Raw genomic sequence first — 21227 nt, forward strand, 5'->3', positions numbered from 1 at the left:
ATCGCGCAGAATCCCTCGATAAGCCGGCCGTGACCGACCTGCCGACCGGTCAGGTGCGCCGCATCTTCGCGAGCCTGGGCCTCGTGCTTGGCGGCAAGGCGGGCGCCGGCATCATGAGCCTGGGCTATCTGTTGCTGGCAACGCGCTATCTTGGCCCGAAGGACTACGGGGTGCTGGTCCTCGTTCACGCCTATGTCGCCACGGTCTGCGGGATCATCGAATTCCCATCCTGGCAAGCGGTCGTGCGCTACGGCGCCGAGGCGGACCGTAACGGCGAAACGCACCGATTGTCGCGCCTGCTGTGGTTCGGTGCCAAGGTCGAACTGGCGGGCGGTGCGCTTGCGGTGATCTCGGCCATGGCGCTCGTCCCGGTTGTCGGCCCGCATCTTGGCTGGTCGGCCAAGGCTACGGCATTTGCGCCCTATTACGCCTTTGCGGTGCTCGGCTCGGTGCGCTCGACGCCGTCGGGGTTCCTGCAATTGTGCGGGCGGTTCGACCTTCTGGGCCTGCACAACCTTGTTCAGCCCACGGTGCGGCTGGTCGGCACCCTGGTTGTCATCGCCTGCGGGTGGGGCGTGAAGTCGTTCCTGTTCGCGTGGCTGCTCGCCGCATTGGCGGAATTCGCCGCGATGTGGGGAATGGGCCTCTGGCTGGCGACGCGGCGCCTTGGCCGATCAATCCTGCGCCCCGAGAGCGGCAGCGTGATCGCCGACAACACCGGCATCTGGCGTTTCATGCTGGCCAGCAACGCCGACGTGACGCTTGGCGACCTGACGGGCCGTGTCGCGCCTCTGGTGATCGGATGGGTGATGGGACCGGCGATGGCCGGGCTTTACGCGGTCGCCCAGCGCGCCACGGTGATCCTTGCGCAGCCGGCGCAGATACTGGGCAATGCTTCCTATGCCGAACTGGCGCACATCGTGGCGGAAGGGCACGGCGGCAAGGCGCTGCGGCACACCCTGCTCAAAGTCGTGAGCATTGCGGTTCTGGCGGCAGCGCCGGTGGTGCTGATCGTCGGCGTGTTCCCGGCGCAGATCATCGGGCTGATGGCCGGCCCCGCCTTCGGCGCGGCAGCGGGGGTGATGATCGCGCTGGTTGCGGCGCGTGCGGTATCGCTGATCGGGCCGCCCTGTACTTCCGCGCTGACGGCGATGGGACATCCCGCTCGCTCGATGTGGGCGAACCTGCTGGCGAGCTTCGCTTTCCTGCCGCTGCTGCCTTGGCTGCTGGCGCATTTCGGTCTGATGGGGGCGGGTATCCAGGCAATCGCGCAGGCGGTCGTCGCCAGCGGGCTGCTCGCCGTCCTCGTCCTGCGGACCAGCACGCGGTGAACGCGAAGCCGAGGCTTGCCTATGCAATCAACTCTCTGGAAGGGGGCGGGGCGGCGCTGCCGGTTCCCGCGATCCTAGGCGTGCTGCGCGGCGCTGGCGTCCAGGTGCGCGTGCTGGCCCTGACGCGCCGCGATGGCCGGGCACTGCCCGCGATGGAAGCGGCAGGCCTCGATATCGTGATCCGCGATGGCGGCGAGACCGACCACCTTGCCGCCGCTCGCTGGCTGGGGCGCGAACTGCGCGGCTGGGGGGCGACGCATCTGTGGACTTCGCTCAGCCGCGCGACGATCCTGGGCCTGATGGTGGGGCCCAGGTTGGGCATTCCGGTCGTATGCTGGCAGCACAACGCCTTCCTGAAACCGTGGAACGAGCGTCTGCTGCGGCTGCTGCAGACGCGCGCGGCATTGTGGGTGGCGGATTCGCGCGTGGTCGCGGGGCTTACTGCCGAGCGGCTGGGCGTCTCCGCAGACCGCCTTGCAACCTGGCCGATCTACGCCGCCGACCCCGCCATGCCGCAGGCAGGGCCGTGGCAACAGGGCGAAATGCTGCGCCTCGGCAGTCTCGGCCGGCTGCATCCGGCGAAAGGCTATGACGTGCTGATCGCGGCGCTGGCAAGGCTGCGCGCGGATGGTTTCCGCCCGCCGGTGCCGTTCGAAATCGCCATTGCCGGCGACGGCGGCGAAGGAGAGCGTCTCGCCGCGCTTGCAGGCACGGCAGGCATCGGCGAACTGCGCTTTGCCGGGTATAGTCCGGCTCCTCGGGCATTCCTTGCAGGGCTGCACTTGTACCTCCAGCCTTCGCGGCGGGAAGGCTTCTGCATCGCCGGGCACGAAGCGTTGACGGCGGGATTGCCGGTCGTGGCATCGCGTGTGGGCGAACTGGCGTTCTCGGTCAGGCCGCAGGTCAACGGCTGGCTGGCGGTGCCCGGCGATCCGCAGTCGCTGGCTGCTGCCCTGCGCGAGGCGCTTGCCGATCCGGGTGCACTGGCAGCGTTCGGCCTGCGGGGCCGCACACAGATGCTTGAGGACTATTCCCAAGCGCACTTCGAACGGACCGGGAAGGCCATCTGGGCCGGGTTAGCCGGCTCCGGATAGGGTGCCGAATTGCTCCTCACCGTGCCGCAGCAGCAGAAATATTCGGTCATATAATAGTTCGATCACAGACATGAAAATGTCATGAAAGCGACATAGACGCACATCTCGCCTGATTTGGGAATGCGGTATGCTGATGCGGACGATCGTCAATTTGCTATGGGTGCCGGCCGCGCTCGTTGTCGCTGCCCCGGCCTACGCATCGGAAGATAAGCAGGCCTGGATCGGCAGCACTGCCACGGTGAAGCTGAGCGACAAATGGCGCCTATCGCAGGAAGTGATTTCCCGTTTCAGCAACGATCGGGACGGGCTGTATGAGGTCGAGATGAATACCCTTGTCGGCTATAAGGTAACCGAAAAGGTGGCCCTGTGGGTGGGTTACACCCACAACCCCACATATGATGCTGGCGATTTTTCCGTGATGGAACATCGAGGCCGCCAACAGCTCACGATGGATAATATTGTGAAGATTGGACCGGGACAGCTTAGCGCAAGGTTGCGACTGGAGGAGCGCTGGCGCGAAGGCGTGGGTGGCACAGCCTACAGGGTGAGGCCTTACGTCAAATATGTCCTGCCGTTCCACTCAGGCGGCAAGACCGCACTCGTATTCAGTCACGAGAGCTTCATCGACCTCAACAAGACGAACTTTCAACGCGTACAGGGCGAGGAGAGGATGCGGAATCTGATTACCGTCACGACGCCTGTCGCGAAAAACGTGAATCTGGAAGTCGGCTATGTGCATCAGCATGGCTTCCGCCCCGGTAGTGATGACAGTAACGATCACGCTGCTTCGCTATCGGTTAGCTTTAGCTTCTGAGGTATCTGCCGTCGGTCATCGCCATGCTCGGGCCAGAAGTCCCGAGATGGATCCTGTGACGGCGACTTCGCGGACCTCGATCCTGTCCTTCGCGAAGCCTGCATTGCACAAGGCGTGGTGGAGTTCGTCGCCGTCGTAAAGGCGGTGCAGGCCTTCGCGGGTGAAATCCCAGTTCTCCATGCTCCGGCGGTGGGTGAGGTAGGCGACCAGTCGTCCGCCCGGCATAAGCAGGCGGTGGAGCGCCCGCAGCATCGCATGGTCCGGCCCCTCGAAGTAGAGCAGGTTCAGTGCCAGTACTGCGTCGAGGCATGCATCGGGTAGCGCCAGGCATTCAATCTTGCCCGAGACATATCGGGCGCGGCCGCCGAGCCGGCTCTGAGCGGTGGCCATCATCGTCGCGGAACGGTCTGCACCAATGACCGAGCAATCCGCGCGGGCCAGGATTTTGGAAATCGCGATGCCGGTGCCGCACCCGGCATCCAACACCGCCTCGCCGGACTGCGGGGCCAGCAGATCGATCGCAAGGCGCATCGGTTTGCGATTGACGATGTCCATAGCATTGCCCAGCAGCCGGCCGGGGAGGCCACTGGGGCGGGCAAGCTGCCGCGCAAGCCCGCCGGAGAGCCTGCGGGAAAACCGGGCGGTCATCGTCATCTGCGTGTCCTTGCTTCTGCCTGTCATCCGGCTTTGGTGAGCAAGTCGCGCACTTCGCGGCGGCGGCCTGCATCCCAGACTGGCCGTGAGGCATCGTGCGGCGCTCGCAGGGCCTTTTGGAGGTAAGCTTTCGCGCCTGCAGTGTTGCCTTGGTCGAGCAGGTAGTCGCCGTAGAAATAGTTCGTATCGAGGCCGTTGGGATCAACAGCAAGCGCCTGCTTGATCAGCTTGCCAGCCTTGTCGTCATCGCCCCAGGCCAGCGGTGATCCGGGCACTTTGAAATAAAGCACACCTAAGCTGAGCGCGGCACCGCCCTGCGCCGCACGCGGGTCTATCGCATAGGCCCGCGCGATCAGGTCGCGCGCCCTGGAGGCAAGGCCCAGCTTGTGGAACATATTGGCGCGGTTGGCCTGTTCGCTGGTGATGATGCCCTGCCACAGCAGCGGCTCGGCCTTGCCGGGATAGCGTGCGGCGACCATGGCGGCTTGCCGGGCGAGAGTGTCCAGCGCCTTGGTCTGCGTGCTCGATCCCTTCACTTCGTAAGTGATGTGGGCCCAGCCATCGTTCACCCCTTTCACGTCCGAGGCCATGTCGGCAAACGCGGCAGAAGGGAGCAGTGCCACCAGCAGGGGGGCGAGCAACGATGCCTTGAGGGCGGTTCTGGTAGTATTTCGGAACATGGGGCAGGTCTCCTTTCTCTTGGTATGGGACGGCTTGTCAGAATACGGCCCGGGCCTTGCGAATCTGTCCCGCAAGCCCGAAATCGATGATCGCAGGCGAGATCGCGTTGAGGGCGGCATACACCCGCTCCATCACGCCGATGCTGACGGTGGCGCGACGCTGTTCGATCGCCGCGACAATCCGGTGCGCCACCCATTCGGGGGCGTCCGCCTTCATGCCGGTCAATTCCAGGAAGCGGTTCACCTCTCTGCTGTTGAAGGCTGTGCGTGCGGCTCGCGGGTTGATGTGGGTCACTTGCACGCCGCTGCCCATCATTTCACGGCGCAGGCCCTGACTGAGCGCGGCAAGCCCGGCCTTGCTGCTCGAATAGGCGGCGAACCATGGGTAGGGGATCGCGCCCAGTACCGAGCCGATGTTGACGATCTGCCCTGACCCGCGGGCGCGCATCGGCCCGGCGACAGCCCGGGCCAACACGGCGGGCACCAGCAGATTGATGCGATAGCAAAGCGACAGCGCGTCGATCGGCTGGCTCTCATGCAATCCGAAGCGCATCATGCCGGCGATGTTGACAAGGATGTCCGGACAATCGTCCGTCATTCTTTGAACGAGGGAGGCCATTGCGGTTTCATCGGAAAGATCGGCGACGATTGTGGCATCACAGGCCGGACAATCTGCCCTGTCGATACCCACGACGCGGGCGCCGGCCTGACACAAGAGCCGTGAAACCTGGCTACCTATGCCGCCGGCTGCGCCGGTAACGACAATGGTCTTACCTTCAAGCGAGGACATCGGAATCCTCCAATGAAATCGAGGCGAAGACACCGCCGAACAGCGCGAACATCTCGCAGGCCATTTCGGTGATCGCCTGATGGTCTTGTGGACCAGAAAGGCCGTTCACCAGCTGCGCGAAAAAGGTCATGTGTTCCTGGTCGAGGGCACCATGCGAGGTCAGGTAGGTGAAGGCTTCGGGGGGCAGGCCAAGGTTGGCGGCCACGGCGCTGGCCCCGCGCTGCGCGAGCGCGACACTGACGCTTTCAAGCACATAGACCATGCCGAAGAAGGAGGCGGCATTCCCCGTCTCGATGCGGTGATAAGCGTGGTCCACCATGGTCTGCGTTGTCTGATAGGGCGTACTGATGCGCACCGCATCGGCATCTCCTCCGGCTGCGGCAATGTCAGCAAGAATCCATTCCTCGTGGCCGGTTTCTTCCTCGATATAGCCGTCCAGCGCGGCGACCAGTTCGGGCCGGCTAAGGAGCCGCGCACGCGCTGAGCGCATCAGCGGGACGGTGTGGCGGACGTGATGATACGCTTGCCCTAGGTAGTCGACATAGGCATGCCGCGAGATCGTGCCGGCCAGTCCGGCGCGCACTTGCGGGATCGCGAGGAAGCCGATGCGATGGCGCAGGGTTGCCGCTTCAAGTTCGTCGAAGAAAGCAGGCGCGCCGTCCAGCCAGGTCGCGGCGATGGCGTTGCGGCGCAGGCGGCCGTTGCCGGTAAGGTGTCCGTTGGCGGGCGTGAAGGGCGAGACTTCGCGCCATGCGGCAACGCGCGCATAGGCGGGCAGTGTCCGGTTAACGGCGTCCACGGCGGCAGCGAGGTCGGCGTGGGCGCCAGCAGGCACCAGCAAGGCTTCGGGCGTAGGCAGGCCGTCCCCGTGGACCAGGGCCTGGGCGATGGCGGGCTGGGCCAGCAACGCCGCCTCCACCCATTCGGGCGCAACATTTCTCCCGAAGCTACTAACGATCATCGCAGACTTGCGGCCTTCCACCCAAAGCCGGCCGGCCCGGTCGATCCTGCCAATGTCGCCGGTCGCCAGTGGACCCGGAGCGCGGGGCACACCGATCGTGCCGAGGAACATTTCGCCCTCCAGCATGATCTCTCCGTCCGGCGCGATAGACGCGCGGATATGGCCCAGCAGGCGGCCTACCGATCCAGGCGCGTCCTCGTCGTGCCTTTCCAGCGAGAAGACTGAGGCGCATTCGGTCAACCCGTAACCCTGCCGCATCGGCAGGCCGAGTGCCCGGGCCCGCGCCAGCAGTTCCACCGGCACCCTGGCACCGCCTACGGCCACGACGGTCAGTTCAGGCAGTCGCAGCCCCGTCTGCTCCAGCGCGGTGACAAGCCCGGTGAGATATTCCGGTACAAGGATCAGCGAGGTGATGCGCCAGGCGGAAAGATTCCGGGCCATGGTCTGGAAATCGGGGCGGAACGGGTTCGCCAGCCCGACTTTGGATTGCGGCGGACAGACGTAGGTGCCGCCGGCGAGCATAGTTGCGAAGAACCCGGCGACGGTTTCCAGCAGGATGCCCGGCGGCAACAGGGCACAGTGCCGCCCGGCATGTGCTGCACCCAGCGTATCGACCACCGCCCGCGCCACGCCGAGCATGTGCCCGGCAGAAAGGCAGACACCCTTGGGCGTCCCGGTCGAACCGGAGGTGAAAGTTACCCGCGCCGTCCCCAGGGGCAAAAGGGACGGCGCGGGCTGCGGGGCGCCGGGCGATACGCCGGTCGCTCCGCAGGCGGAACTTGCATGAAAGACCTGCTCGTCGGTGAAGAATGTGGGCAAGGAAAGGACCGGAATGTCCGCTTCGAGCAGGGCTAGCTCCATCACCGCTTCCTCAACCCCGTGGTCCAGGCGCAGAACATGCGGAAACCGGGCCGCGCCGCGCTCGCCGCGCAGCTGGGCGGCTGAGTTCTGAACCCGCTCAGCTAGTCCCTGCCACGTCACCGGCGGCGCAGTGACGGGATCGAGCGCTATGGCGGCGGGCATAACAGCGGTGTGCGCGCGCAGCACATCGAGTAGACTTTTCATGCCGCGATCCCTTCGCGGCGCGCCAGAAACCGCGCGATCGCGTCTTGGCCCTGGGCGATGAAGCCGGCACAGACCTGTGGGTCGCTTTCGTAATACCGTCCCCATGCCGCGTGTTCATCGGCCTGTTCGGCCCGCGCCGGACCCAGCACATGGAGAGCAACGCCAAAGGCGCGCGAACATCCTGCGCAATGGCGCTGTAAGCGTGGCGACGGCGATCTCGCACTGCCCGCCAAGATCGTTGGCCGCCATGCCCCACAGCGAAATCATTGCAAAGGCGTCGTCAGCGGCGAGGTTGCCGATTTCGATGATGTCTTCTCGTCCGACCGGGCGCCTCAGCGCAGCGGACAGGTGCATTTCGATGGATTGGACGAGATAGCGTTCCAGAAACAGGGGCTGTTCGTCCGCCCGCCGGTATCCGACTGCCGCCCGGATCACGCAGTCCCGAGATACCTGCAGTATCTGCGTATATGCGGGCTTTACCTCGGCCCCGTGCGTATCGCGGTAGCGACGAAAAATCAGTTCGAGAGGGGACGTTTCAGCCATTCTCAACTCCTTGGGGACAAGAGTGAGACGCCGCGGTCCGGTATATCCCGCATCGGTGGATGAAAATATTCGGGGGCAGCTGGCGATAGCGCCGATCACAGAGGCGCATCCCGTATCAGGCACACTAATGCGAGTCCTCAACGGCAGGTCGGTAACGTTCACCTCCATGCCGTGTTTAAATTGGCGCCGATCTCCATCTCCTACTAGGAAAATACCTAGGTCCTGGTCATTCATTGGTCGATCGCCGCACGACCCGAACGTCCGTTGTCGCCAAAACCCGCGTTCTATGGCTCTGCTAACCAACGACGGCTCTATCCCAGACCACATCATGATTTAAATGTCCGCTTCCGGGAGCGAGAAGTTCGCTTTGGAACGGCGGGAGTGGGCAGCACAGCTGCCCGGCTGCTGGCTTTCACGCGAATGACAGGTTCTGGCGTGAGCCGACATTCAAGCCTCGGCCGGGGAATGGCTTGAGCTGGTCGTGAAGCGCCTCCCCGTGCTTGTCATGCTGCCTTTGCGGAAGGTGAGTGAGCAGATGCAAAAAATCCCTACTTTGATTCGCCCAAACAATTGAAATCATGTAAGAGAAAGCAGTCGCTCAGTTCACCGATCAGTCTGGTCGGACATTCGATCTGAGTGCGACGGTTGTGGCTCGAAGCACAGCGTGAGACTTGTCGCCGACGGCCCTTGGACGAAAGGCGCGCTGCGGGCCTCGGGACGGGGCCGAACCCGTGGTAGTGGCAAGGGGAAAATGCGTCTTGCAATGGCAGAAAACCTTGGTGAACTTATAGTTCTTGCTTCGTCGATCGACGCGCTGAAAGAGACGATGTCTCAGGCCGCCCATGAACTTGGATTTCGGCGCTTCGCGCTGTCCCTTGAGATCGGCTTCGGCGGCGATAGTGGTAAATCCATTCTGGTTCACAACTATCCGTCGAGTTGGGCCGACGTCTATCAGGGGTTCAATCTGGCCGCGACGGATCCTATCCGCCGTGCCGCCGAACGAAGTCTGACAGGATTTCGGTGGAACCAGGTGCGAAACCTGATCGCATTGACCAAGCAGGAGGAAGTTATGCTCGCTACCGGCTATCAGCATGGCTTGGCCGATGGCTTCACGACGCCGCGACATCTTCCGGGCGAAGCCATCGGTTCGTGTACATTCGTGACCGCCCCTGGGCAGGAGATGCCTCGGGCGATGCTGCTGGTGGCGGATGCGCTTGGGGCTGCTGCTCTCGAAGCGGCACGTGGTTTTTCTGGGTGGGCGGCGCCTCGCGAACGGACGACACTGACGGACCGCCAACGTGACTGCGTATTGTGGGCAGCGCGCGGCAAGACCAACTGGGAAATATCGCAGATACTGGGCATCACCGAGGCAACGGTCATTCAGCATCTCAAGGATGCCCGGGAGCGATATGACGTATCCAAGAAGGCATCGTTGATCCTGTGCGCTCTGTTCGATGGTCTGATTAGTTTCACCGATATTTTCCGTTGGCGCTTCCTGCGCTGAGCATTTTTTGAGTGCGGTGTGCTGGCCGATCCGGCCAGCCGCCGCCATCCCCATATCTGGGTATGGCCCATCTCCTTGCGTCGATGCTCCTTTGGGCATGGATTGGCCGCAAGGAGAGAGTCATGTTCAAGGAACCTGTTCAGACGACCAGGATGGACGAAAGCACAGCGCTCAAGGCAATGTGGCGGGCGCGAAAGGAGGTGTTCGTCGACTTGCTCCGCTGGGACCTGCCAGTCCTCGCGGGCGAATTCGAAATCGACCAGTTCGACGACCCTTTCGCCTATTATCTGGTCTTGCTGGCGACCAACGGTGCCCATCGCGCTTCGACCCGCTTGCTGCAAACGGATCGTCCCCACTTGCTGGGTGACCTCTATCCTCACCTTTGTACTGGCGCACCGCCGCGCGGGCCCTCGATTCGAGAAATCACCCGCTTCTGCCTCGACCGTCACCAGCGGTCCAGCGAGCGGCGCCATGCGCGCAACCGGCTCGTCACAGCGCTCGTGGACCACGCCCTCGACAACGCGATAACGGCTTACACCGGGGTGGCAGACGTCAGCTGGTTCGAACAGATCCGGCAATTTGGATGGCAGTGCGAAGCGCTCGGTCAACCGGTCCGCCACGGCAGTTCGTGGCTGACGGCGCTCCACATCCTGATCGAACCGGAAACCCGCGCTAAACTCCAGATGGGCGGCGTTTATGAGCGGGAGGGCTTGACGCTGGCCGTCACTGCCATGGGAGCGGGCCGGTGAAATTCTTACGAAACAGCCGCGGCAATAAGTCGGAGCGTCTCGCTCAGTTGCTCGACCAAGGGTATTGCATCATCGAAAACGCGTTGCCCACGCGGGTGCTAAATTCGTTGAACGCCGATCTGGATTCGGTGTTCGCGGCAACGCCGCTGTGTCAGGGCCGGTTCTATGGCGAGCGCACCAAGCGGTTCGCCAGCCTGCTCAAGCGGTCGCCCTCTGCCGCTCGTCTGGTTCTCAGCCCCGCCATACTTTCGTTGGTCGACGCGGTGCTGAAGCCCACGTGTGATCGCATCCAGCTCAACGTCGCGCAAGCGATCGAGATTCATCCTGGCGAGCAAAGCCAGCTTCCACACCGGGACCACGACATGTGGCAGGGGCTTAAGGGCGAGCACGAGTATCTCGTCAACGTGATGTGGCCCCTGACGCCCTTCACCGCTGAGAATGGCGCAACGCGGATTTATCCTGGTAGCCACGGGATTGAAGGATTGAGCAAGGAGGATCCGGGGACGGCCGTTTCGGCCGTCTGCGATCCGGGTGCAGCCATCTGTTTCCTCGGTTCGACACTGCACGGAGCGGGTGCCAATCTCACTGACCTACCCCGTCGCGCCATTGTCGTCGGCTATTGCCTGGGTTGGCTCAAGCCATATGAAAACCAGTGGCTTGCTTATCCGCCCAAGGTTGCAAAAGGCTTCTCGCCCGAACTTGCAGCTCTTGTCGGATATGCCCAGCACCGGCCTAACCTTGGGAACTACGAGGGCCAGTGCCCCTCGCTCCTGCTATCTGAAAACGTTCCGGAACATATCGGGGCAATCGATGCTCTGCGCCCGGATCAGGAAGCGATGATGTCGCGCGCCGACGACAAAGCATCGCGGGACTGAGCCGAGCCATGAGTCCTGCACATGTTCTGGAACCGACCTATGACGCCATCCGCCGCCGGCTGGTCACTGGCGATTGGCAGCCTGGCTTCCGGCTAGAGGCGGCTCGCCTTGCCAGCCTTTTGGGGGTGAGCATCACGCCGGTGCGAGACAGCCTGAATCGTCTTACGGGCGAGCGGCTGGTGGATGCATGGCCCAACGAAGGCTTTCGGGTGCCTCGGCTGGAAGGTCGCGAACTGCGCGAGTTGATCGGTTGGCATCATGACCTTGTCCGGTTGGCGCGTAGAGACGTCTCCCATGAGCGCGTCGCGGTGATTCAACGTGGGCATGATGGAATTGCCGAGCGGACTTCTCTTCTTTTCGCCGCGCTCAGCGGTGATGCCACGGACATCGAAGCTACCTGGGCGATGGGCAACGCGGCGGCGCGCCTCGGGCCCTACCGCAAAAATGAGGCGGCAATACTTACCGATGTCGATGAGGAGTTGGACAGTATCGAGGCCGCAGTGTTGGGTGGAAACGATGAGAGAGTCGGATCGGCGATCGAGGAATACCATCTTCGTCGCCAATCGGTATCGGACGAACTGGTTCGAGCGGCGCGCGAACACTGATGGCTAGAGACCGCATGCTGATACGCAGGGCATGTCTTGTGCCTCAGTATCTTGCACGATGATTCGATTGAGTCCATGATCGGCGATGCGGGCACATCATTCATGTTCTCCCGCGAGTTGACCGCGCCAGGCAATATGAGCGCCTGTCCAGTAAGGACAGGTGAACGTCGGGAGAAGGCAGCCATCTTGGCCGCCAGACGACGGGCCGCGCTGAAGTGCGACAGACCGGATTACCGGTCGATGCGCGCTGTTGCCCGGGATATTCTTCTTGTCGACGTCCGCTCCGTGTTTTCGCGGCTATCGCCCGCGGCTGGTGGCTGCATCGGCCGCTCACCATGCGCCCATCGACGGCCCGGAGCTGACAGGCCCAGTGCCGCTTCATGCTGGTCTCGAAGACGCGTTTCGTTCGGAGCGAAGCTCGTTGCTGCGCTATTTGGGGCGACGGGCAGGTCCTGATGCTGCTCACGATCTGGTACAGGAGGTCTTCGTGCGTGCGGCGGGAAGCGAGCAGGCGTCTCGGCTTGCCAACCCGGCCGCCTTCGTACGGCGCATCGCCCGAAATCTCCTGATCGACAGGTCACGTCGACGTCAAACGGACGTTACGGTGTTTCCGCTCGACGAGAACCGCGATATTGCAAGTCCGCCCGAGCAGATGCTGGAACTGGAGGCGGCGGATCTGCGGAGGATCTATGAGGACGCTGTTCGAAGTTTGCCGGAAAAGACGCGCTGTGTGTTTTTGCTCAGCCGGGACGACGAACTGACGTATGGGCAGATCGGCGAACGGCTTGGGATCACGGTGGCTACGGTACAATATCATATGGTGCGCGCGATCGCGATCGTCGCCGCGGCGGTGAAGGATCATCGATGACCGGTGAAGAGTGGCCCGGAGGCCATACACCAGGCGCAGCCGCGCTGGACGCCGCAACTTGGTGCGCGCGCATTCGCAACGGGCTGACGGAAGCGGAATTCGCCGATCTGGGAAACTGGTTTCGCACGTCGGACGACAATCGTGCGGCCTTCGAGACCTCGATGTTGGTCGCCCCATTGACGCCGCAACAGCGCGATGCAGTTGAACGCGCATTAATGCACTCGTTTCCGGCGCTGCCCGGCGTAGGGTCGATATCCGCATCCGGCGCGGCGGCGGCTATGTCGCATCACGGCACTGCACGCCAAACCGACCGGCGCCCCGAGCGTAAGAAATCCGGTTTGCGGCCCGCAGTGCTTGCGGCAGCCGCGCTCGCCGCGACGGTGGCGGTGGTCCTGGGGCTTGGCACGAAATTGGTGCCGGCATCGTTGGCCCCATCGGCGCGCGCCGCCACATACGAAACCGGTCATGGTTCGATACGGAGTTTCACCCTGGAAGACGGCTCAGCTTTGACGCTGGATAGCGACAGCCGGATCGATGTCAGCATGAACTCAAGGGCGCGCCATGCCCGACTATTGCATGGACGGGCGCGCCTTTCCGCTGCTCGCGACCGGCGGCCGTTCACGATTGTCGCTGCATCGGGCCGACAGATCGCCTTCGACGGGGTGATCGATATAGGCATCGACGAAGACCAGCTTGTGGACCTGCGGTTGCGGTCAGGAAACGGCCATTTGAAGCCGGATGGCAAGGGCTCAAACGGGCAAGCAGGGGCCATGCCACTGTCTGTCGACCAGCAGGTCGTGTTCCCGGCAGCCGGTGCGACCGCTCCAAAGGTCGTTGCCGCACCTGTTGCCGATACCCGCGCCTGGCCAAGCGGCTTGGTCGATTACAAGGCAATAGCGCTCGTTGCGCTGGTGCGCGATGCCAACCGCTACGCGCGCAGGCCCATTGTTCTCGACGACCGAACCATGGGCAGCCTCACGGTTTCTGGACGTTTCCAACTGACCGATGGCGAGAAGCTGGCTGAACGGCTGGCTGAAGTGTTCGATCTGGTCGTCGTCAGCCACCACGATGGCATCCATCTTCGCCGGAGATGAGAAAAATTTTCATAGCTGACTAACGTCCCCGCCGGGTCCTGCGTCGAACCCCTGTCAGAGCGAGCCCAATGGCAAGCGCTCATGATCGACAGGGACACTCATGACGGGATATCGAATTCAGGCCATGGCGGCGCTGCTCGCTGCAACCACGATGACGGCGGCAGCAACGCCTGCAATCGCGCAAGTCAACGAAACCTACCGGTTCGACCTGCCGACGCAGGATCTGGGAGATGCTCTGCGCACGGTAGCGACCAAGGCAGGTCTGGAAGTCTATGCATCTGCCGAGGATGTGAATGGAATTTCTGCGCCTTCGCTCCAGGGAGACATGACGGCGCGCGAGGCCGTCGATCATCTGCTGGCCGGAACCGGCCTTGTGGCGCGGATCAGGGACGGGTCGATCGTGATCCGGGGCCGATCCGGAGGCTTAGCCGCCGTTGGTGGCGAGGACGAAATCCTCGTGACGGGCAGCCGCATCAAAGGTGTGTTGCCCACGGCACGAGTTTCCACGGTGACCGCCAATGACATCCAAAGGGCGGGCCAAACTGATTTGGGCGAAGTTTTTCGTAGCTTGCCGATGAATTTTTCAGGCGGCCAGAACCCCGGGATCGGTACGACCCAGGGCTCGGCGAACGTCAACGTGAATGGGGCCTCCTCGGTCAACCTGTTGGGACTGGGCCCAAATGCGACGCTTACGCTGCTTAACGGCAATCGTATGAGCTATACCGGCGTAAACGCTGCGGTCGACGTCAGTGCCATCCCTGCCGCCGCAGTGGACCGGATCGAGATCGTCGCCGATGGCGCATCGGCCATCTACGGCGCCGACGCGGTGGCTGGCGTAGTGAACATTCGGCTCAAGCGCGACTTTCAAGGCCTTTCGGTCATGGGAAGGCTGGCGGGCTCGACCGATGGTGGCGGCTTCCAGCAACAATACAATGCGGTCGGCGGCTATCGCTGGAGCAGCGGCAGCGTGCTCGCCGCCTACGACTTTACCGATAACGATCCGGTCAAAACCAGTCAGCGTAGCTATGCGACCAACATGGCAAGCGACGCCACTCTCTACCCCAGCTTGCGCCGGCACAACGCGCTAGTCAGTCTCGAACAGGAAATCGGGGATCGCTTGTCGGCGAAGGTCGACATGGTCTTCAAGGATAGCGAGATGCTGGTCCTGCAAGGTTATGCGAGGGGGCAGTCCTACCTCGCAAACGGTGCGGATGGCCGGTCTAGTTCGCGCTCCTTTTCCATTGCGCCCACGCTCGAATGGGCGGCCGGTGCGGATTGGACGGTGCGTGTGAACGGTGCCTATTCGTTCGATAACACGCGCAATCATTCCAACGTCTATAGCGCTGGCCGGGTCACCCAAACTGGCTATCGCCGTTACGACAATTCGTCGTACGCGATCGAACTGGGAGCGGAGGGTGAAATCTTGACCCTTCCGGCCGGGGCGGCACGGATGGCTGTGGGCGGTGGTTTCCGCCGTATCGGCTTTGACGTCGTCAGCCGCAACGGCGCTGCGACGGCCATCGATTTCGAGCGTCACCGGAACAACGAATTCGGATACGCAGAACTCTTCGTCCCGCTTCTTTCGGCGGAACAGCAATCGTCGCTGGGGCGCTCGCTCGCGTTGACGGCCGCCTTCCGGTATGAACGCAACACCGGTGTCGGCTCGGTCAGCGTTCCAAAGTTGGGCATCACATATGCACCAGTCGAAGGTCTGACGCTGAAGGGCAGTTGGGGGCGCTCATTTCGGGTGCCGACATTCTACCAACAATACTCCGGCATTTACGCCGTGCTGCTTCCCACGACCGGGTACGGTAGCGGTTTTCCACCTGGGGCGAATTTCATTGTGCTTACCGGCGCCAACCCTGACATGAAGCCCGAGCGAACGGAAAGCTGGACACTGGGGGCAGAGCTCGCGCCCGCTGCCAATCCCAACCTTGCGGTAAGCGCGGGCTACTTTCATTTTCGATACCGCGATCGGGTGGCGTCGCCGGTCACTTCGATCGTGGGGCTGCTCGACAACCCACTATACGCCTCCATGATCAAGCTGAAACCAACGGCAGCCGAGCAACAGGCATCATTCGCAAATGCGACGCTTGGCCTGCAGAACGCGGTAGGTCTTCCCTACGACCCGACGAGTGTCGTCGCGATCGCGGACATCTTGGATCGCAATGTCGCGCGGCAGACGTACAGCGGCATCGACGCGTCGGTTCGCTACAGCCTCCCCGTGTCTGAGACGGGCCGGCTGGCACTCAACCTCGCGGCAACCTGGCTGCGCAGTAGTCAGCAACTGCTGCCCGGCGCACCGAGCACGGAGCTTGCCGGTACGGTCCTCAACCCGCCTCGGTTCAAGACGCGCGCCTTCGTTACCTACACACAAGGAGCACTATCGATTTCTGGTGCGGTAAACCTTTCGTCGAAGCTGACGGATCGTCGGCGAACCGCAGTCTACCGGATCGATGGCCTCTCGACGTTTGATCTGGCCGCGCAGGTCGATGCCGGAAGTGGTTTCGAACTGGGGGCGTCGGTGTCCAACATGCTCAACCAGAAGCCGGACGTGATCTTCACCGGCGCTGCTTACGATACTGCGTTCGATACGACGAACTTCTCGGCGCTTGGCCGCGTCGTCGCAATTTCGCTGCGAAAGACATGGTGATGGGAGGTCGCACACGCGCCACGTTAGGTCTTTTTGTGATCGCAATCGAGACCTTCGCGACCCCGGCCTCGGGCATTGCTGCGAGCCCGGGGGAACGCTGGACCGCGAGTGATATCGTCACCGCGCCACAGGTCAGCGATCTGGCGATGTCGTCCGACGGGAAGGAGGTCGTCTATCTGCTCCATACCGCGAACCTCGCCGCAAATCGCCCCGAGTTCGAAATTCACCTCGTCACGCTTGCCGACGGCAAAGACCGGGTAATCGTCCGATCCGGGTTTCTCGATCGGTTGCGGCGCATTCCAGGAAAGAACTCTTGGTCCGTTCTAGCGGACCTCGGGCAGGGGGTGCAGCTGTACGAAGTGAAAAGCGATGGAACGCGCACCGAATTGGTACGCAATCCGAAGACGGTCCTCGTCGGCAGCGCCGATGGCGCCGATTTTGGCATGGCCCAGATGCCGCCGATGCAGGTCGGTATCGCATCCTACGACTGGAGCCCGGATGGAAAGCGGCTTGTGTATTCCCAGCTGGAAGAGGAGCGCACTGCGCCGCGTACGTTGACCGGGGACGCTGTCCGGGAGGCCAGTGCCCGGCGACGATGGAGCCCGCACGTCCGTGTCAGCTTCTTCCTGCGAACAAATGGGGAAGCAGATGCGGCGATCTTCGACCGGCCAGCGAGCGACCGGATAGCCCGTTATTTCGGCGGTATGCTCGCTTGGGACGCCGATTATGTGGAATACGGCGTTCAGGTCGATGATAATCCCACTCCGGCGGTGCAGCGGTATCGCTGGAGTTTTCGGACGCGCCACGCAACTCCGTCTGGCGATAGCACGGCGCTGGCGATGCAAGATCGGATTGCCGGGCCCGGCGGCGGCGAGTTGGAAATTTCCGGCGAGGGCCCAGAGCAGCGCCTCGTCGAAAAACGCCCGGATGGCACGTCGGTCGATTTCGGGAAGGCAATGATTTCCCTGTCCGATTGGCGCTCTCCGGGCCACTGGAGAGCGGCAGACGGGAAGTTCGCTGTCGTTGCGGTGAAAATCATCGATGAGGCCAAGTATGCTCTTCTTCGTCTTGATCGCGGTGGAAAGTCCCGTCGGATCGAGGTCCCGGAAAGCCTTAGCCATTGCGCTTTCGACGCTGGCCTCTCACGCGGCGCCTGTATCCGCGAGGGACTGACGTACGCTCCAGAACTTGTCGTGGTGGATCCGGCTTCGGGCAGCGTCAGGTCGGTGGCGCCCATTTCGGCGCGGCATTTACGCCTCGAGCGTTTCGCCAAAGTGCGGCGAACCTGGACCAATCGGTTCGGTTATGAGGCGGTGGGTTTCGTCCTTTATCCACGTGGTTACCGACCGGGTCGGCGGTATCCTGCGGTCATCGTCACCCATGGTGGCGACGCGGACGAACGATTTATCACGACGGAGTTCCAATGGAGCTATCCCATCCAGCTGCTTCTCGATCAAGGTTACATCGTACTTGCAGTCAATGATCCCTATCCGGCCCAGAGCGAACAGTTACAGGGCGCATTGAGAAGCTGGACGACCTGCGATGGGCGGGTGGCTCCGGCCGAAATTCAGCGATTGGTCTGGCTTAACACGGTGGAAAGCTACCGCAGTCTCGTGAAACAGCTCGATGACGAGGGGCTGATCGACCCCGCGAAGCTGGGCATTGCCGGGTACAGCGCCGGCTCGCAGATGGTCAACGTGGCCGTCACACAGACCAGCCTGTTTCGCGCGGCGTCGAGTGGCGACGGTGGCTATCTTGAGCCAGCGGCGTGGCGCTACCAGCAATGCACCTATCGGGCGATCTATGGGGGCGCCCCGGGTGATGCGCGAGCGCGCGGTAATTACACGGCACTGGTCCCGTCCTACCGTGCCGCGCCCGGCCAGGCGGCCGTTCTTCAGCAGATGGCAGAGCCACGGTCTGGTGCCGTCGAGTTCCACGAGGCGCTGATTGCGGCTGGCGTTCCTGCACAGATATCGCTTTATCCTGGCGAAACGCCTGCTTCTGATGAAACTCATCTCTTCCATATTCCGTCGAACCGCCTCGCCGCTTTGCAAGAAAACGTGGATTGGTTTGATCGATGGCTGGGGCGCGGCGCCGGCGCCTCGAATATGCAAACGCCCCCTAGCCGTCGGTCCAGTGACGCATCCAGGCATCGGCGGCCACAAGAGCAAGCATTCGCTGTGCCGTGATGCCATCTGTCACAATACGTGGCTTCGGTGGCAAGCCGAGGATTCCCAGATCGCGGAGCGGTCCGTCACGCAGCCGATCGACGACCTCGGTTTCGTGACGAAGATACGTGCGATGAACGAAGGCACCCGGCCCACCCTTCGAGCGTCGATCAAGCAAGGCGGGGGGTAATGCGTCACGGAACGCATGGCGCGCAACCGCACGGTCCGCGCCGCCCTCGATCCACAACCAGCTGGGCAAGCCGAGGCAAAGCTCCATCACCGGTTGCGACAGCAGGGGAGAAATTGACGGCGGATGGGTCGTTCGGCTGTGCAAGCCGTCGTTGCCGAGCGCCCGCCGGACCATTGCAACATGGGCGGCGGAAGCGGGGCTCGCATCGTGAGGCACTTCGTACCAAGGATGCCGGGGGACGTCTTCGATGGCTCGTGCCAGTCGATCAGCGATCAGAAGAGATCCGTCCCCTTTGGGCGGCGGATACCGGGTCTTGCTCGTTATGCGGCGCAACACGCGGCGCGCGATCGAGAGCCAGTCGGCCCCGGTTAGGACGGCGACGTCGTCTATCGTTCGCAGGATACCGCGAGGGCTTGCCCGCGTCGCAAGGCGATCGACGATCGGCGTGACCGATCGCATCATGCAAAAGACATTGTCGCCGCCATTGCCCGAGAAGTAGGCATCGACCCCCCATTCGCGAGCGGCCCGCTCGCGAACGTTCGCGATCGCCTGGGCATAGTGAGCGAGAAATGGTCTTGCGACATGGGTGGCGATCGGTCGGGTAATATCGAGCCTCTCGCGATCGTAATCGACGGAGGTGATAGAGATGCCGCAGGCATTGGCGGCCATGCGAGCATAGGCCCGCTCGTCGCTATCGTCATCGGGGCTATACATGGTGAAGCCCGACACATGGCAGTTGGCGGAGGCCAGGGCGGCCGCCACAATGGAGGAATCCAGTCCGCCCGAAAGTCCGAGCAAAACGGATTGGAAGCAGTTGCCCCACGTGGTCACCACGTCGACGACGGTGTCGTACAACAGGGCTGGGTCGGCAGTGATGCCGCGCCGGCGTGCGGGGACATGGTCCCAGGGGGACCAGAGTGTAACGGTTAGAGGCCCATTCCTGTTAAAGTCGAGGGCTTCGCCTGGTAGAATTTCCGAGACGCCGTCTATGCATGTGCGTCGCCCGGCGAAATGCGGTGTCCATAAGTGAACGGTGAGCGCTTCGGCATCTATCCGCAAATCTTCGTTGGACGTGAAGGGCGCCCGGCCAAGCTCCGACGCGACGATAATACCCTCTGAAGTGTCGCGCCAATAGGCTGGGATCGTGCCGGAAGGATCGCGGATTATTCGCACGTTGCCGCCAGATATCGGCAGGAAAGCGACGTAACCACCCCAGAACTCACTCAGCAAACTGGCACCATCGGATTGGAAGATTTGGGTAAGTTCAATCTGCGTCAGCGCGAGGACGCGTTCACTTGGCAGCCCTCGGCGGAAAAGATGCCCAATTACGATTCCCCGGTCGCCGATGTGCACTGCCGGGCCGGCATAATCGACATGCAGCCCAGGTTTGACGAAAGCGGTCGGGAAATCTGAAGGCGCTGCAATACCCGCTTCTGCCTTGACCGGCCCGGCCGGAGTGCGTGCCAGGAATCGGGGGGCAGTCACAGCCACAGGATCGGGCTCAGGCCACGGACATCGTCGATCGGGTCGCTGACGACGCGGGGCCCACACTGGACCCAGCAATGTGCCGCAAAGGGCAGGCGGACACCGAAAAGAATCGTTGGTTCGTGTCCGTATGCCCGCAGCATCGCAGCCATCGCGATGCTGCGGGGAAGGCAACGATCAATCGAGGGCACGATTTTGCGCGCGGCTTCGAAAGCGCCCACGACTTCGGCCTCAGTCCGGGAACGGCGCGAAGGCGTCGAGGCGACCGATCGCGCGATGTCGCGCCGTAGAGCGGCGAGGGTCTTCGTGAAACTCGTGTGCCGTACGCGGCGGTCAATCAACGCCTGCGTTGCTGCTGCTTTCAAAATGAGGAACGTGTCCACAGGCAGATGCGAGCCGAGCCGATCAATCTGCGCGAGCGCAGGGAGCGCCTCGCTTACCACATCGCCTTCGATCAAAATCCGGTGATCAACGAGACACGCGATGGCGCTCGGACTGGCCGTTCCTTCGACGAACCTGAGGAAATGGCCGGCCAACGATCCGCGTAAGTGGAAATATTTCCCGTCGCGTTCGTCGAGAAAGACAGGAACGTCGCCGACGAGCGTTGCATGGAGGTCATTGCGCAACCGCATGGCTGTCTCCCGTCGCAAATGGCAATGGGGCGCGCTACCTCACCGGTAACGCGCCCCGATCCATCAATCCTCGTCGGTGATGCCCGCGCCGATCCGGTTGAGAACCTGATCGGAGTCGGGCTGGCCCACGACAAGGCTGCCGCGGGTGACGACGGTCGCGTCGCCGAGTTCGATGATGTCTTCGTTGTGTTCGATACGTTCCATGGTCTTTCTCCTGTCATCGCAACTCTTGAAGTCGCAATAGGAAGATGACCGGGTCGCCGGGAACAAACTATTTTATAATCGGATTATAATAGTTCGGGAAAAGGGTGGTGATTTTTTAAAGTATGCAAATGACCGAGCAGTGAGAACGAGCGATGAGGGAGCGCGCACTGATGCCTTTAGCGCAAGCCTGGACATACGCACCAGTAACCCGGTCGCGCATACGCGGCTGGAAGCCACGTTACTCCGACAACTTGTCAATCTTTGAGAT

At 62.5% G+C, this 21227-nt stretch carries 20 protein-coding genes; 11 read left to right on the forward strand and 9 right to left on the reverse strand.

Translation table 11 applies throughout. From position 1 onward, the window contains the following. Positions 1 to 29 precede the first annotated feature (29 nt). The 3 genes from TQ38_RS08645 to TQ38_RS08655 all read left to right on the forward strand — a co-directional run bounded on the left by TQ38_RS08645 (position 30) and on the right by TQ38_RS08655 (position 3239). Complete coding sequence (locus TQ38_RS08645) at positions 30 to 1331, forward strand: lipopolysaccharide biosynthesis protein (RefSeq protein WP_043977850.1); 1302 nt, start codon at positions 30 to 32, stop codon at positions 1329 to 1331. Then, positions 1328 to 2425, forward strand: coding sequence for a glycosyltransferase (locus TQ38_RS08650; protein ID WP_043977787.1), 1098 nt, complete (start codon positions 1328 to 1330; stop codon positions 2423 to 2425). Before TQ38_RS08645 ends, TQ38_RS08650 begins: the two co-directional genes overlap by 4 nt. Positions 2426 to 2558: 133 nt before the next feature. Continuing rightward, positions 2559 to 3239: a DUF2490 domain-containing protein gene (locus tag TQ38_RS08655; protein ID WP_043977851.1), complete on the forward strand. Its 681-nt coding sequence runs from the start codon at positions 2559 to 2561 to the stop codon at positions 3237 to 3239. 15 nt (positions 3240 to 3254) lie between these two features. Here the strand turns inward: TQ38_RS08655 and TQ38_RS08660 are convergent, their stop codons facing one another. The 6 genes from TQ38_RS08660 to TQ38_RS08680 are packed head-to-tail and all read right to left on the reverse strand — an operon-like array spanning position 3255 to position 7932. Further along, positions 3255 to 3893: a class I SAM-dependent methyltransferase gene (locus tag TQ38_RS08660; RefSeq protein WP_240197827.1), complete on the reverse strand. Its 639-nt coding sequence runs from the start codon at positions 3891 to 3893 to the stop codon at positions 3255 to 3257. A gap of 23 nt (positions 3894 to 3916) precedes the next feature. After that, entirely contained in the window at positions 3917 to 4573 is a 657-nt protein-coding gene (locus TQ38_RS08665) for a hypothetical protein (RefSeq protein WP_043977790.1), read from the reverse strand. Between the two features lie 37 nt (positions 4574 to 4610). After that, on the reverse strand, positions 4611 to 5363 hold the full coding sequence (locus TQ38_RS08670) for an SDR family NAD(P)-dependent oxidoreductase (RefSeq protein WP_043977794.1): 753 nt from the start codon (positions 5361 to 5363) through the stop codon (positions 4611 to 4613). Continuing rightward, a complete protein-coding gene (locus TQ38_RS08675) occupies positions 5350 to 7389 on the reverse strand; it encodes an AMP-binding protein (RefSeq protein ID WP_043977796.1) in 2040 nt (679 codons plus the stop codon). The genes TQ38_RS08670 and TQ38_RS08675 overlap by 14 nt, the downstream gene beginning before the upstream one ends. Next, positions 7386 to 7538 (reverse strand): thermostable hemolysin, encoded by a 153-nt coding sequence (locus TQ38_RS30875; protein ID WP_240197828.1) that lies wholly within the window; start codon positions 7536 to 7538, stop codon positions 7386 to 7388. Before TQ38_RS30875 ends, TQ38_RS08675 begins: the two co-directional genes overlap by 4 nt. Beyond that, the gene (locus TQ38_RS08680) at positions 7504 to 7932 is read right to left on the reverse strand and encodes a thermostable hemolysin (protein WP_240197829.1); all 429 of its coding nucleotides are present in this window, start codon (positions 7930 to 7932) and stop codon (positions 7504 to 7506) included. Before TQ38_RS08680 ends, TQ38_RS30875 begins: the two co-directional genes overlap by 35 nt. A gap of 763 nt (positions 7933 to 8695) precedes the next feature. Between TQ38_RS08680 and TQ38_RS08685 the strand changes: the two genes are divergently transcribed. The 8 genes from TQ38_RS08685 (at position 8696) to TQ38_RS08720 (ending at position 18469) form a co-directional block, all read left to right on the forward strand. Next, complete coding sequence (locus tag TQ38_RS08685) at positions 8696 to 9436, forward strand: LuxR family transcriptional regulator (RefSeq protein ID WP_043977798.1); 741 nt, start codon at positions 8696 to 8698, stop codon at positions 9434 to 9436. Positions 9437 to 9558: 122 nt separating this feature from the next. Beyond that, positions 9559 to 10185 (forward strand): acyl-homoserine-lactone synthase, encoded by a 627-nt coding sequence (locus TQ38_RS08690; protein WP_043977801.1) that lies wholly within the window; start codon positions 9559 to 9561, stop codon positions 10183 to 10185. Then, entirely contained in the window at positions 10182 to 11060 is an 879-nt protein-coding gene (locus tag TQ38_RS08695) for a phytanoyl-CoA dioxygenase family protein (protein WP_043977803.1), read from the forward strand. Before TQ38_RS08690 ends, TQ38_RS08695 begins: the two co-directional genes overlap by 4 nt. A gap of 8 nt (positions 11061 to 11068) precedes the next feature. After that, positions 11069 to 11665, forward strand: a complete 597-nt coding sequence (locus TQ38_RS08700) for a GntR family transcriptional regulator (RefSeq protein WP_043977806.1) — start codon at positions 11069 to 11071, stop codon at positions 11663 to 11665. A 268-nt stretch (positions 11666 to 11933) separates the two neighbouring features. Further along, positions 11934 to 12533 (forward strand): RNA polymerase sigma factor, encoded by a 600-nt coding sequence (locus tag TQ38_RS08705; protein WP_082057825.1) that lies wholly within the window; start codon positions 11934 to 11936, stop codon positions 12531 to 12533. Then, positions 12530 to 13627, forward strand: coding sequence for a FecR family protein (locus tag TQ38_RS08710; RefSeq protein WP_043977812.1), 1098 nt, complete (start codon positions 12530 to 12532; stop codon positions 13625 to 13627). Before TQ38_RS08705 ends, TQ38_RS08710 begins: the two co-directional genes overlap by 4 nt. Positions 13628 to 13751: 124 nt before the next feature. Further along, on the forward strand, positions 13752 to 16280 hold the full coding sequence (locus TQ38_RS08715) for a TonB-dependent receptor domain-containing protein (protein ID WP_240197830.1): 2529 nt from the start codon (positions 13752 to 13754) through the stop codon (positions 16278 to 16280). Beyond that, positions 16280 to 18469 (forward strand): S9 family peptidase, encoded by a 2190-nt coding sequence (locus TQ38_RS08720; RefSeq protein ID WP_162792226.1) that lies wholly within the window; start codon positions 16280 to 16282, stop codon positions 18467 to 18469. Before TQ38_RS08715 ends, TQ38_RS08720 begins: the two co-directional genes overlap by 1 nt. On the opposite strand, the gene TQ38_RS08725 is transcribed toward TQ38_RS08720, so the two are convergent. From TQ38_RS08725 to TQ38_RS08735, 3 genes are all read right to left on the reverse strand, one after another. Beyond that, complete coding sequence (locus TQ38_RS08725; RefSeq protein WP_162792227.1) at positions 18402 to 20129, reverse strand: asparagine synthetase B family protein; 1728 nt, start codon at positions 20127 to 20129, stop codon at positions 18402 to 18404. The two genes, TQ38_RS08720 and TQ38_RS08725, sit on opposite strands and share 68 nt — an antisense overlap. Next, the gene (locus TQ38_RS08730; RefSeq protein WP_052505863.1) at positions 20120 to 20755 is read right to left on the reverse strand and encodes a lasso peptide biosynthesis B2 protein; all 636 of its coding nucleotides are present in this window, start codon (positions 20753 to 20755) and stop codon (positions 20120 to 20122) included. The genes TQ38_RS08725 and TQ38_RS08730 overlap by 10 nt, the downstream gene beginning before the upstream one ends. 63 nt (positions 20756 to 20818) lie before the next feature. Further along, positions 20819 to 20959 (reverse strand): benenodin family lasso peptide, encoded by a 141-nt coding sequence (locus TQ38_RS08735; RefSeq protein ID WP_113941901.1) that lies wholly within the window; start codon positions 20957 to 20959, stop codon positions 20819 to 20821. Positions 20960 to 21227: the final 268 nt, after the last annotated feature.

Origin of the sequence: Novosphingobium sp. P6W, from assembly GCF_000876675.2 — a bacterium.
Lineage (GTDB): Bacteria > Pseudomonadota > Alphaproteobacteria > Sphingomonadales > Sphingomonadaceae > Novosphingobium.